This is a genomic window from [Clostridium] aminophilum, from assembly GCF_900101295.1.
Classification (GTDB): Bacteria; Bacillota; Clostridia; order Lachnospirales; family Lachnospiraceae; genus Clostridium_R; species Clostridium_R aminophilum_A.
In genome coordinates, this window is record NZ_FOIL01000068.1 from 1 (window position 1) to 12,722 (window position 12,722).

The window sequence follows — 12,722 nt, forward strand, 5'->3', positions numbered from 1 at the left end:
AATATGTCTGGCCCCGCGCAGGAAAGAAGTTTAATTATGACGATGACACAGGAACAGCGGTTTAATCAGATGATGAACGAGCGGATCGAGACACTGATCCCGAAGCTCGCTCTGCCGTCGATTGTATCGATGCTGATCACCGCAATCTATAATATGGCGGATACGTTTTTCGTATCGCAGATTTCCACCTCGGCTTCGGGCGCGGTGGGAATCATCTTTTCCATGACGGCCGCGATTCAGGCGATGGCTTTCACCATTGGCATGGGATCGGGCAACATGATCTCCAGACTTCTCGGACAGAAAAAGAAAGAAGATGCCGCGCGGTATGCGGCGGTCGGCTTCTTCACGGAGCTGATCGTCGGCGTCGTGATCGCGGCGCTCGGTCTGACCCACAACCATGCGCTGGTCCGTCTTCTCGGCGCGACAGAGACCATCGCACCGTATGCGGAGGACTATGCGCGGTTCATCCTGTACGGAACCCCGTTCTTTATGTGTTCTCTCGGCATGAACAATATGCTCCGGTTTCAGGGCAATTCGTTCTACTCGATGATCGGTATCGGCACAGGCGGTGTTCTGAACATGATTCTGGATCCGATTCTGATCTTCGGCTTCGGAATGGGCATCTCCGGTGCGGCCATCGCCACCGCCTTCAGCCAGTTCGTATCCTTCTGTATTCTGCTTGCGCAGTGCAACCGGATGCCGGTCTGTATCTCCATTCGTGTCCGGAATTTCCGGCCGACGCCGAAGATGTACGGAAACATCTTTTTCATCGGCTTTCCTTCACTGGCAAGGCAGGGAATCATGAGCGTATCGACCATCATTCTGAACCACACCGCAGCGCCCTTCGGCGATGCGGCGATCGCGGCAATGGCGATTGTGACGAGAATTTCCGTGTTTATGAACTCCGCTGTGATCGGCTTCGGACAGGGATTCCAGCCGGTATGCGGTTTTAATTACGGCGCAAAGCAGTATAAACGGGTGGAGAGAGCGTATTACTTCAGCCTGAAGGTAACCTTCTGCTTTCTTCTGGCCATGGCGGCGATCGTCTTTGTGTTTGCTGAACCGGTGGTAACCGTTTTCCGAAGAGAAGACGCCGAGGTCATCCGCATCGGCACCCTGGCGCTTCGGCTGCAGTGTCTGACGATGCCGCTGGCCGCGCAGATCACCATGGCCAATATGTTTTCACAGACTGTCGGGTACGGCATTCGCGCGACGGTTGTCGCATCCCTGAAATTCGGAATCTGTCTGATTCCTGCTCTCGGGGTACTTCCGCCGCTTTTCGGCATTCTCGGAATCCAGATGGCGCAGCCGGCGGCCGACATCGCGGCGGCGGTGATCGCCTTTCTGATCACGAGAGGGATCCTGAACGACCTGAAAGAGAAGGCCGAATATTAATAATTACGAGAAATACAGAAAACTTACAATTTTCTGTCAGCCCGCACGGAAATGGCTCAGCTGTGCGGGCTTTATCTTTATATACAAAAAATGGAGGTTTTTTTTAGGTATTTTTTTGTAACAAAAATCTCTCAAGGTGCAATATAATGTGCTCAGCAATCAGGTTTAACACTATATATTGCGTATTTGACAACAAAAGAACAAAATGTTGCAAATAACGTGACATGTGTTTCAAAATGTCTGACTGATGGGGGAGCGAAGATGAGGGAAAGACAGGTTATCAAGAGAAGCGGAAGCAAAGTGGATTTTGACAGCGCGAGAATCACGGCGGCACTTTCAAAAGCGATTTTGGCATCCAGGGACCGCGACTATGCGGTGATGGCGCCGAAACTCTGTGCGGACATGGAGATGGAACTCGGCGGCAGATATCCGGAAGGCGTCTATTCGGTCGAGGATATTCAGGATCTTGCGGAGAAGGCGCTGATGTCCCACGGTCTCTATGATGCGGCAAAATCTTTTATCCGTTACCGCGCGGTGCACGAGAATGTGAGAAACATCCGCTCCGCGGAAGATTTCTGTGAGCAGACTATCACCGGATACACGGGAGAGCCGGATGCCGGTGTGTTCCTGACGCCGGGGATGGAAGGTGCGGACACGTCCCGGGAAAAGAACTGGCACGTCAAGCAGAACGCATCGGTTTCCTATTCCATCGGTGCGATGATTCTGAACAACTCCGAGCGCATCAGCAAGGCACACTGGCTGACCAAATTCTATGACCGGGATATTGTGGATGCCTACCGCAGCGGCGCGATCCATATCCATGATCTCGGCATGCTGAGCGGCTACTGTGCGGGCTGGGATCTGCGGAAGCTGATCCGCGAGGGACTCGGCGGCGTGGCCGGTAAGATTTCCTCCGCACCGGCAAAACATCTGAACGCACTGTGCATTCAGATGGTGAACTTCCTCGGGATCCTTCAGAATGAGTGGGCCGGCGCTCAGGCATTCAGTTCTTTTGACACCTATCTTGCACCGTTTGTCAAAGCGGATCACCTGAGTTATGACGAAGTCAAGCAGTCGATCCAGAGTTTCGTCTACGGCGTAAACATGCCGTCCAGATGGGGCACACAGGCACCGTTCTCCAACATCACGCTGGACTGGAACTGCCCGGCGGATCTGAAGAATGTTCCGGCCATCGTCGGCGGAAAGGATCAGGATTTCACCTACGGCGACTGTCAGGAAGAGATGGCCATGATCAACAAGGCGTTTATCGAGATCATGGTGGAGGGCGACTGCGACGGAAGAGGTTTCGCTTATCCGATCCCGACCTACAGCATCACCTCCGATTTTGACTGGTCGGATACCGAGAACAACCGTCTTCTCTTTGAGATGGCGGCAAAGTACGGCACACCGTATTTTTCCAACTACATCAACAGCGATATGAAACCGTCGGATGTCCGCAGCATGTGCTGCCGGCTGAGACTGGATCTGCGCGAGCTCAGAAAGCAGAATGGCGGAAATTTCGGCGCAGGCGAGAATACCGGATCCATCGGCGTGGTGACGGTCAATATGCCGCGGATCGCCTATCTGGCAAAGGATGAAGAGGATTTCTTCGACCGTCTGGAAAGAATGATGGATATCGCGGCGAGATCGCTGGATATCAAGCGGAAAGTCATCTGCAAATATCTGGATATGGGTCTTTACCCGTACACGAAAAGATATCTGCCGCAGGGCTTTAAGAACCATTTCTCCACCATCGGACTGGTCGGCATGAATGAGGCCTGTCTGAATGCGAAATGGATCGGAAAAGATCTTTCCCATCCGGAGTCCTCCGCATGGACCGCGAAGGTTCTCGACTTCATGCGGGAAAAACTCTCGGATTATCAGGAGAAGTACGGCGATCTGTTCAACCTCGAGGCGACACCGGCGGAGTCAACCGCGTACCGTCTCGCCAGACACGACCGCGAGCTCTATCCGGACATCATCACGGCGGGAAAACCGGGAGAAGTTCCGTATTATACCAACTCCAGCCACCTTCCGGTGGGATTTACCAGCGACGTCTTTGAGGCGCTGGACATTCAGGACAATCTTCAGACCAAGTACACGAGCGGAACGGTATTCCACTGTTTCCTGGGAGAGAAGCTTCCGGATTACCGGGCAGCGATGCGCCTCGTGAAGACGGTGGCGGAAAACTACCGCCTGCCGTATTTCACTCTCAGCCCGGTTTACTCCGTCTGCGAGGCTCACGGATATCTTGCCGGAGAGCAGAAGATCTGTCCGGTCTGCGGAAAGCGAACCGAAGTCTATTCCAGAATCACCGGCTACTATCGTCCGGTCAGCAACTGGAACGACGGAAAAATGCAGGAGTACCTTGACCGCAAGGCATACCGGATCGATTCTGCCTATCACCGAGACAGCGGGGAAGATCTTCAGAAAACGGAAAAGAATGTGACGGCCGGGAATGTGACGGATAAGACTCTGACGGATGAGAATCCGCTGGCGATGCAGTGGACGGAGCCGGGGGAGAGAGACGAGGTTCTCTTCTTTACGACGCCGACCTGCCCGAACTGCAAGATGATCAAGGCAAAAGGGATTCTCTCCGGTTACCGGGAGATTGACGCCGCGGCACCGGAGAACCGGGAATATGTGGACCGGTTTGACATCCGCACGGCGCCGACGCTGGTGGTGATCCACGGCGGAAGAGCCGAAAAATACGAGAATGCAAGCCAGATTCTCGGATACGCTCAGGGAAGACGATGATCATCCACGGGCTGAACCGCCTGACGCTTCTGGATTATCCGGAGCATACGGCGTGCACAATGTTCACGGGAGCCTGTAATTTCCGCTGTCCGTTCTGTCAGAACGGCGCTCTGGTTCTTCATCCGGAAGAGGAGCCGGTGATCCCGGAGGAGGAAATCTTCGGCTTTCTGGAAAAGAGAAGGGGCGTTCTGGACGGCGTCTGCGTCACGGGGGGAGAACCGACGCTGCAGAACGGCCTGGAAGAGTTTCTGCGCAGAATCAAGGAGATGGGATTTCTGGTGAAACTCGACACGAACGGGACCAATCCGGATCTCCTGGGGAAACTGATCGACGAACAACTTCTCGATATGGCAGCGATGGATATTAAGACGTCCCGTTCGCATTATGCAAAAGCGGCGGGACTCGGCGGGGGAGCGCTGCCGGCGGAGGAGATGATCCGAAAGGTGGAACAATCCGCCGGTCTTCTCCGGGAGAACCGGATCCCGTATGAATTCCGGACAACCATGGTACGGGGACTCGTGACGGAAGAGGACATGAGCTCCATCGGCGAATGGCTGGCCGGTGCGGAGCGGTATTACCTGCAGAATTATGAAGATTCCGAGGGAGTTCTCGACCGCAGCATGCAGGGGTACACTCCGGACGAAATGCGGCATATGCTGGAGATTCTCCGGAGGTGGGTTCCGAACGCGAAGCTTCGGGGAGTTTCATAGATGCCCGCCATGGATGTGCCGGTAAGGCAGGTCTTTTGGACGGTAATGCCGGAATCGCCTCACGGAATCCGCACAAAAAAAGAATACGGTTTTTACAAACAGGCATCCATCGGTTATAATTACCGGTTGGATGTCTGTTTGTATCTGTTTGTATGATATAGGATATTTCTCCGAAATTCCTATACCGCAAAAGCACTTCCTCTCAGTACCCACGGGTATGGGAACGCCGAAGCCCGCCTGCGGACTTCGATTCGACGGGGAAGCTGCTGGAAATAAAGAAAGGTTTCGAATATGGAGAATAAGAATTATACCGAGCAGGATCTGGACAAAATGAGCCCGATGGAGATCACCGAGCTGGGTAATCCTGCAAAGCCGGAAGGCGCGGCGGGCGCAAGAATGCTGGCCCGTATGAACGAGAGCCACCGCGAGGTGACGGAATGGGGACTTTCCCATGCGGAATTCAGACCGGAAGACACCATTCTTGATATTGGCTGCGGCGGCGGAAGAACCCTGGAGTACATGGCAGAGAGGTCGCCGAAGGGGAAACTCTGGGGGGTGGATGTTTCCCAAGTTTCCGTGGAAGAATCCAGAAAACGGAATGAGAAACGGATCGCAGAAGGCAGAATGGAGATCCTGGAGGGATCGGCCGCGAAACTTCCCTTTGCCGATCAGACCTTCGATAAAGTGACCACCGTGGAGAGTTTTTATTTCTGGCCGGATGCGATGGAGGGGCTGAAAGAGGTTCTCCGCGTGCTGAAACCGGACGGCACTTTTCTTCTGATCGCGGACGTCTATGAGACCGGAGATCTTCCGGAGGACATTCGGGAGAATATCGCTAAATTCCATATGCGCAATCCGACGCCGGCGGACTTCCGGCATATGTTTGTGGACGCCGGTTTCTGGAAAACCGAGATCCATCGCAAAGAGGAAACCACCTGGATCTGCGTGGAGGGCACCAAATACTGATCCGGTGGTGTCTTGCCCATCGTTGGTACACTCCGCGGCATATCGTTCATCCGGCAGCGTTGCCCCTTCCGTGAAATCGTGTGAGGAGGCCGGATTTGTTTCGGATTTGGCGGAGCTGTTTCGGGTTTTAGAAATGACTAATATTTCTTCACAAAATCGCCACATTTGCATCAAAAATGCGTCACATTTTCCGACTAATATTGGCCATATCAAGAGAAAGAGATTGCAGTAAGGTTCATTCACGAATCGAAGGAGGCCATGTTATGATGGAAAACAGAGAAGATCAGGATCGTGAAACATATATTGATACCGAAACCGTGGAGACGAACGAAAGTGAGAGCGCGGCTCCGCAGTTTTCCGGAGGGAAACGCAGCCGGAAGGGACATGCGATGGCAAAAAAGATGACGACGCTTCTTCTGAGCGGTGTTCTTTTCGGCACGGTGGCCGGAGCTACCATGTACAGTGTAAACGTGGCAGCAGGCCGGATGGCGGCAGACAGTCCGATTGCAGCGGAAAGCGCGGAGACCGCGTCTGACGCAAATGCATCCGGAACACAGATTGCGACTGCGGTTCCGCTGTCTTCTTCGTCGGGCGGTTCCGCCACCGTTGCCGATGTGGTTTCGAATGCGATGCCGACGGTTGTCGCCATCAACATCAAGGGTACCGAGACGATTCAGAGTTTCTTCGGAACACAGAAAGCAGAGGTATCCGGCGCGGGCAGCGGCATCATTATCGGAAAAAATGATTCCGAACTGCTGATCGTGACAAATAATCACGTTGTCGCATCGTCCGACTCCATTCAGGTGACATTTACCGACGGTGAGAAAGTGGACGCAGCGGTGAAGGGAACGGATTCTTCCAAAGATCTGGCCGTTGTGGCGGTTCAGCTGAAGGATATCAAGGATTCGACGATGGGAGCAATCAAGATCGCAACTCTGGGAGACTCCGACAAGCTTCAGCTCGGACAGGGAGTGATTGCCATCGGAAATGCTCTCGGCGAGGGCCAGTCGGTGACGACCGGAATCGTCAGCATGCTGAACAAGGAGATCAAGGATGAGGACGGCACAAGCAGAACGCTGATTCAGGTGGATGCTGCCATCAATCCGGGCAATTCCGGCGGTGCGCTTCTGGATATGTCGGGCAATGTGATCGGCATCAATTCCGCAAAATATGCCACGACGGCGGTGGAAGGCATGGGATTTGCCATTCCGATCTCTCAGGTGAAGGAGCTCATCCAGAATCTGTCCGAACAGAAAACCAAGATTGCGGTTGCGGCGGATGAGCAGGGATATCTCGGCATTCAGATGCAGAACATCGACTCGGCCATGAGTCAGGCGTACGGCATCCCGGAAGGCGTCTATGTCTATAAGATTCTCGACGGAACGGCAGCTGCCGGTTCCGAACTCCGGGAGAGAGACGTGATCACCGAGATTAACGGTACCAAAGTTTCCACCGGTGAGGACCTTCACAAGCAGATGTCCTACTATAAAACCGGTGACACCGTAACGCTTACCGTTCAGACGCTGGACGACGGATCCTATAAGGAGCGGAAGATCGAGGTCAGACTCGGTTCCCGCGAGGATGCAGACAAGATGTGAGTCCGGATTCCGGAGGTACGGAAAGCGGATATCACGGTCATGGATTAACGACGGAAGAACTTAGTTCGCAAGCGTACTCAGAAAAAAGCATTGCAGTGCGGACCGGGAACCGGTCGGCACTGCAATGCTTTATAAAGCGAAAGTATTAAACAAGAAAATTACCCCCAAATGCCGCGTTTTATGTTATACTCTGACACGTATATCAAGACACCGGCCGGTTCTTCAATGGAGAGGAAGCTGCGGCCTGGCGCACGAAAGGGGTAATGTATGAAAACGAGTGATTTTGTCATTCTTGCGGCCATCGGTTTTTATCTGATCGGTATGCTGTTTATCGGGTTTTATTATTCCCACAAAAACAATTCTTCCGACGATTTCTATCTTGGCGGCAGAAAACTTGGTCCGTTCGTCGTGGCGATGAGTGCGGAGGCAAGTGATATGTCCAGCTGGCTTCTCATGGGACTTCCGGGAGTGGCGTACCTGACCGGTGTGGCGGACGCATTCTGGACGGCGGTGGGACTGGCAGTGGGCACCTATCTGAACTGGCTGATCATGGCGCGGAGAATCCGCCGTTACAGTCAGAATATCGGCGCGATCACCATTCCGGATTTTCTGTCCAAGCGTTTCCATGATAAGAGCAATGTCTTAAACTGTATTGCGGCGGTTATGATCGTCGTGTTCTTTGTTCCGTATACGGCGTCCGGATTTGCGGCCTGCGGAAAACTGTTCCACAGTCTGTTCGGCATTGACTATATGACGGCAATGCTGATCTCTGCCATCGTCATTTTCAGTTATACCGTCATGGGCGGATTTATGGCGGCGTCCACTACAGACCTGATCCAGTCGGTTGTCATGACCATCGCCCTGTTTGTGGTTCTGATCTACGGAACCCATATGGCGGGCGGCGTGGACGCGGTGATGCAGAATGCACAGGCGCTGGAAGGTTATCTGAGCTTTTCCGCAACCCATAATCCGGCGACCGGCGCGGCGGAGTCCTACAGTCCGCTGACGGTTGCATCCAATGCGGCATGGGGTCTCGGCTACTTCGGAATGCCGCACATCCTTCTCCGCTTCATGGCGATCGAGGATGAGAAGAAACTGGTTCTTTCCAGAAGGATTGCCTCTGTCTGGGCGGCGGTCTCCATGTGCGTTGCCATCGTGATCGGTATTGTCGGTTACGGAATGAGCAAAGCCGGAGCGATCGAGATGTTTACCACCAGCGGACAGTCCGAGACCATCATTGTAAAGGTGGCGGGACTTCTCTCACTTCACGGCGTCATTCCGGCAGCAGTGGCCGGAATCATTCTCGCGGGCATTCTCGCGGCAACCATGTCCACCGCGGACAGCCAGCTTCTGGCAGCATCCTCCAGCGTGAGCCAGAACCTTGTTGTGGATTTCTTCAAGGTGAAGCTGACCAACCGGCAGGGACTTCGCGTGGCAAGACTGACGGTTCTCGCGATTTCCATCATCGCCTGCTTCCTGGCGCGGAATCCGGATTCCAGTGTGTTCCAGATCGTATCCTTCGCCTGGGCCGGTTTCGGCGGCGCCTTCGGCGCGGTGATGATTCTTTCCCTGTTCTGGGAGAGAACCAACCGGGACGGTGCGCTTGCGGGCATGCTCTCCGGCGGAGTCATGGTATTTATCTGGAAGTTCCTGGTGCGTCCGATGGGCGGAGTCTGGGGGATTTATGAGCTTCTTCCGGCGTTTGTCGTTTCGATGATCGTGACGATTCTGGTATCAGTGATCACACCGGCACCGGATGCGGAAGTCATCGCCGAATTCCGGAAGACCCTTCGAAGCAGTGCTTCCGAAGAAAAATAATGCATTTCATCGGCCTCGCGGGGAATCCTGCGGGGCTTTTGTCTGCGTGGATATCGGGGCAGAGCCGTGATCGCTTTTCGGACCGGTTGGCTTGCTATGGAAGAAATGATGTGCTAAAATCAGGAACGAACGTTCGGAAATAATGCATCGGAGGAGATATGATCGATTTACTGGAAGGACTGAATGAGGCACAGCGCAGCGCAGTGACCGCGACGGAAGGATACGTGCGCGTGATTGCCGGCGCCGGTTCCGGAAAGACCAGGGCGCTGTCCCACCGTTTTGCGTATCTGGTGAATGAGCTGGGAATTCTTCCGGGCAATATCCTCTGTGTTACATTTACCAATAAATCCGCCAATGAGATGCGCCAGCGGATCCACACGCTGACCGGTGACAACGACACCGGATACATCAACACATTCCATGGCTTTTGTGTCTCCATCCTTCAGGAAGACAGTCATGCGGTTTCATATCCGAAGAATTTTATCGTGCTGGACAATTCCGATATCGACGATATGCTGAAGATCATCTATGAAGAGCGGAGTCTCACCCTCCGCAGCATGACCTTCGGACAGGCAAGGGATATGATTGAGATGCAGAAGCTGGTGCAGAAGCCGGAATATTACCTTGACATGATCACCATGTCCCTCGAAACGCTGCATCGGAAATATCTGGAGGCGGAAACCGTTCAGGATATCATTTTCTACGGATATCTCTACCAGGAGAAAAAATGCTTCGGCCTTGACTACAATGATCTGATCAAGTTTTCCCTCTATATTTTCCGGGAAAATGAGGACATCCGGCTGAAATGGCAGAAGCGTCTGGAATACATCATGATCGATGAGTTTCAGGATATCGACGCGCTGCAGTATGAACTGATGGAGGTGCTCTGCGGCTATCACAAAAACCTCTTTGTGGTCGGCGATCCGGATCAGACGATCTACACCTGGCGAGGGGCTGATGTCCGCTTTCTTCTGGATTTTGAAAAACATTTTCCGGGAACGGAGACCATCATGATGATGCAGAATTACCGCTCGGTTCCGCAGATTCTGCAGGCGGCAAATTCCCTGATCGAAAAGAACCGGGAGAGAATCAAAAAGGATCTGGAACCGGTTCTGCCGGATGGGCAGCCGGTAATCTGTCACATGGCGCAGACCTCGGAGAAAGAGGCGCAGTGGATTGCGATGCAGATGGCAAAGCTGTATGAGGAAGGGACTCCGTACCGCGATATGACGGTTCTCTACCGGGCGCATTACATTACGCGAAATATCGAGGAAGCGCTGATCAAGGCGAAGATTCCGTATACGATCTACTCCGGCGTTCAGTTTTTCGGGAGACTGGAGATCAAGGACGCGCTCTGCTATCTCCGCATGATCGCGTACCGGGATGATCTCTCCTTCCGACGGATTGTGAATTCCCCGAAACGGAATATCGGAACCCGCCGGATGGCATTTCTGGAAGAATATACATCGCATCACGGCGGAACACTCTATGAGGCGATGAAGGCGAATCTTGAGGATCCGGTATTCCGGGGAACCGGGGCCCGAGGCTTTGTGGAGCTGATGGACCGTTTTTCGTCGGACTACGGGAGCCGTCCGGTTTCGGATGTCCTGTCGGACATTCTGGATAAGAGCGGATACGAGGCGATGCTCCGGACAGAGGGAAGTCAGGAGCGGCTGGACAATCTGGCGGAACTCAAGCAGTCGGTTTTCGAGTATGAGACGACGTGCGGGGAAGAAGTGACGCTGGAGCATTACCTGAATCACATCGCGCTCTTTACAAACCAGGACACGGCACAGTCGGGGGATAAGGTCAAACTGATGACCGTTCACACCGCGAAAGGTCTGGAATTTCCGCATGTTTTCCTCTGTGCGATGAACGAGGGTATTTTCCCGTCGAGAAAGACGAGAACCCTTCAGGCGATGGAAGAAGAGCGGCGGCTGGTATTTGTCGCCCTCACAAGAGCGCAGAAGGGACTCTATCTCACAGAGGCGGCCGGACGGAATTTCGACGGAACGCCGCGGTACCCGTCGCGCTTCCTGATGGACATTGATCCGCGGCTCCTTCAGTTCACGGCGCCGCCGGATGAGAATCTTCTGAAAGAGATGATAAACTATGTCCGGATGACCGAGCGGTTTATGACCGATGATCCGGAACAGAAGCTGGTGGGAATCGGAGACCGGGTGGAACACAGTGTGTTCGGCCGGGGCATCGTGAAAGATGTGGATACCGACCGGCAGGCGTATCAGATCCTTTTTGACGGGATGGAGACTCCGAGGATGATTTCTTACCGGGTAAAGCTGAAGGTAATCCCGAAGGAGAGCAGGGAGCCGGCCGAAGGTTGATCCGGATCATTCGGGATAAGGGACGGCGCGATCCGGTCGGAAATTCGCAGGAAAGAAGTAAAGGCAGAGAAAGATGAGCAGTACAACAGAGGGAAAAAGCAGGAGAAGACAGTGGAAGGAAAGACTGACAAGGCAGGAGCAGATGTCGGAGGCATTTATTCTGAGTGCGTTTCTCGCGTTCAGCGGCGGATTTCAGGATGCATATACGTACATCGTCCGTGACGGGGTATTTGCCAACGCACAGACCGGCAATATTGTGCTGATGAGCACCCATCTTCTGGCGGGAGAGTGGGGACCGGCACTCCGGTATCTCATTCCGCTTCTGGCCTTTGTCGGAGGTGTGTTCTGCGCTGAGCAGGTGCAGGGAAAATACAAATTTGCAAGGCTTCTTCACTGGCGACAGAGTATTCTTCTCGTCGAGATGTTTCTGCTGCTTATGGCGGGGCTTGTGCCGGAGAGCATGAATATGATCTCCGGAGCAATCGTTTCATTTTCCTGCGCGATGCAGGTTCAGGCCTTCCGGAAAGTGGCTGGAAATGCTTATGCCAGCACAATGTGCATCGGAAATCTTCGAAGCGGAACGGCGGCATTGTCCCTCTTCCTGCGCACCGGAAAACGCGAGAATCTGCAGAAGGGACTGTGCTATGTCGCGATTATCGCGATCTTCGGGATCGGAGCCGGGATCGGCGGGAATCTCTGTGCCGTTCTCGGGATCCGGTCGGTATGGGTCTGCTGCGCAGTGCTGTCCGCTGCCGTTGTTCTGATGGAGACGGACCGTCAGCGGGATGGCAAAGAGGGATGAATGCCGCGGAAAGAAAAAACATAATGATACTTCATATTTTTTAAATATATTACGGTAAAGCAGACAAAAAATCACTTCCATAAAAAGAAAAAATGACCGAATGAGAGAAATGACTGAGAAAAATGAGAAAAATATTGCAAAAGACGTCATTTTCGTGTAGCATATGCTAAGTAATTTATGGCGCTTATTTTAAGCGCTGTTTTTGTATCATAGGAAATTTCTCCGAAATTCCCTATGATACAAAAACGCTCCGCGAGGATGCGCACGCCGCTGTAAGGAAGCTGTCACCTAACGGTGACCAGCGGCGGCGCGCAAAGTCCGCGGGGCTCCCCTC

Annotated in this window: 8 protein-coding genes; all 8 read left to right on the top strand. The window is 53.4% G+C overall.

The features are described 5' to 3' along the window. Positions 1-36: 36 nt before the first annotated feature. Positions 37-1,395, top strand: coding sequence for an MATE family efflux transporter (locus BMW41_RS12705; protein WP_074650484.1), 1,359 nt, complete (start codon positions 37-39; stop codon positions 1,393-1,395). Positions 1,396-1,656: 261 nt separating this feature from the next. Beyond that, on the top strand, positions 1,657-4,152 hold the full coding sequence (locus BMW41_RS12710; protein ID WP_074650486.1) for a ribonucleoside triphosphate reductase: 2,496 nt from the start codon (positions 1,657-1,659) through the stop codon (positions 4,150-4,152). Next, positions 4,149-4,862: an anaerobic ribonucleoside-triphosphate reductase activating protein gene (locus BMW41_RS12715; RefSeq protein WP_074650488.1), complete on the top strand. Its 714-nt coding sequence runs from the start codon at positions 4,149-4,151 to the stop codon at positions 4,860-4,862. The genes BMW41_RS12710 and BMW41_RS12715 overlap by 4 nt, the downstream gene beginning before the upstream one ends. A 291-nt stretch (positions 4,863-5,153) precedes the next feature. Further along, a complete protein-coding gene (locus BMW41_RS12720) occupies positions 5,154-5,828 on the top strand; it encodes a class I SAM-dependent methyltransferase (RefSeq protein ID WP_074650489.1) in 675 nt (224 codons plus the stop codon). Positions 5,829-6,091: 263 nt separating this feature from the next. After that, a complete protein-coding gene (locus BMW41_RS12725; protein WP_177171246.1) occupies positions 6,092-7,426 on the top strand; it encodes a S1C family serine protease in 1,335 nt (444 codons plus the stop codon). 267 nt (positions 7,427-7,693) lie between these two features. Beyond that, a complete protein-coding gene (locus tag BMW41_RS12730) occupies positions 7,694-9,244 on the top strand; it encodes a sodium/proline symporter (RefSeq protein WP_074650492.1) in 1,551 nt (516 codons plus the stop codon). A 158-nt stretch (positions 9,245-9,402) separates the two neighbouring features. Then, positions 9,403-11,586, top strand: coding sequence for an ATP-dependent helicase (locus tag BMW41_RS12735; RefSeq protein ID WP_074650494.1), 2,184 nt, complete (start codon positions 9,403-9,405; stop codon positions 11,584-11,586). A gap of 142 nt (positions 11,587-11,728) precedes the next feature. After that, positions 11,729-12,388, top strand: coding sequence for a YoaK family protein (locus BMW41_RS12740; protein WP_074650495.1), 660 nt, complete (start codon positions 11,729-11,731; stop codon positions 12,386-12,388). Positions 12,389-12,722 lie beyond the last annotated feature (334 nt).

Coding starts and splice junctions, on each gene's coding strand:
- BMW41_RS12705 (WP_074650484.1), top strand. CDS start 37: ATGACGATGACACAGGAACAGCGGTTTAATCAGATGATGAACGAGCGG.
- BMW41_RS12710 (WP_074650486.1), top strand. CDS start 1,657: ATGAGGGAAAGACAGGTTATCAAGAGAAGCGGAAGCAAAGTGGATTTT.
- BMW41_RS12715 (WP_074650488.1), top strand. CDS start 4,149: ATGATCATCCACGGGCTGAACCGCCTGACGCTTCTGGATTATCCGGAG.
- BMW41_RS12720 (WP_074650489.1), top strand. CDS start 5,154: ATGGAGAATAAGAATTATACCGAGCAGGATCTGGACAAAATGAGCCCG.
- BMW41_RS12725 (WP_177171246.1), top strand. CDS start 6,092: ATGATGGAAAACAGAGAAGATCAGGATCGTGAAACATATATTGATACC.
- BMW41_RS12730 (WP_074650492.1), top strand. CDS start 7,694: ATGAAAACGAGTGATTTTGTCATTCTTGCGGCCATCGGTTTTTATCTG.
- BMW41_RS12735 (WP_074650494.1), top strand. CDS start 9,403: ATGATCGATTTACTGGAAGGACTGAATGAGGCACAGCGCAGCGCAGTG.
- BMW41_RS12740 (WP_074650495.1), top strand. CDS start 11,729: ATGTCGGAGGCATTTATTCTGAGTGCGTTTCTCGCGTTCAGCGGCGGA.